General features: G+C 72.1%; 2 protein-coding genes. Both read left to right on the forward strand.

The window, feature by feature from the left end; all coding sequences use genetic code 11:
* Positions 1–285: Rv2175c family DNA-binding protein (locus EAO73_RS35545; protein WP_147975650.1), on the forward strand; the 285-nt coding region annotated here is incomplete at its 5' end.
* A 105-nt stretch (positions 286–390) separates the two neighbouring features.
* The coding region (locus EAO73_RS35550) for a thiamine phosphate synthase (RefSeq protein ID WP_191134354.1) at positions 391–639 on the forward strand (249 nt) is incomplete at its 3' end.

The raw sequence follows: 639 nt of genomic DNA on the forward strand, positions 1-639 counted from the left end.
GGTGACGCGTGTGTGCGGCAGCTGGTCAAGGAGGGCCAGCTCATCGCCGTACGCCGTGGTGAGAACCGGACGCTCCAGGTGCCGGCCGCCTTCATCGACGGCAGCAAGGTCGTCAAGGGCCTCTCGGGGACCCTGACGCTCCTGAAGGACGACGGCTACTCCGACGAGGAGATGCTGGAATGGCTCTTCACCCCCGACCCCACCCTGCCGGGCACGCCCGCGCAGGCACTGAGTGAGAATCGCGGCACGGAGGTGAAGCGCCGCGCCCAGGCGCTCGCCGTCTGACCGACCCGCACCACCGGGGACGCGGGCCGCACTCCAGGTGCGGCCCGCGTCCCCGCGCCGCACCACCGATCCGCCGTCACCGTCTTCCCCGGGGGGAACCGCACCATGTCCACGCCTCGCGCGCAGCTGTCCGACGCCCGGCTCTACCTGTGCACGGACGCCCGCAGGCGCCAGGGCGACCTGCCCGAGTTCCTCGACGCGGTGCTCGCCGGCGGCGTCGACATCGTCCAGCTGCGCGACAAGGGCATGGAGGCCGCCGAGGAGCTGGAGCACCTCGCGGTCCTTGCCGACGCCTGCAAGCGTCACGGCAGGCTTCTCGCCGTCAACGACCGGGCGGACGTGGCCCACACCATC

Source organism: Streptomyces sp. col6, assembly GCF_008042035.1.
GTDB lineage: Bacteria > Actinomycetota > Actinomycetes > Streptomycetales > Streptomycetaceae > Streptomyces.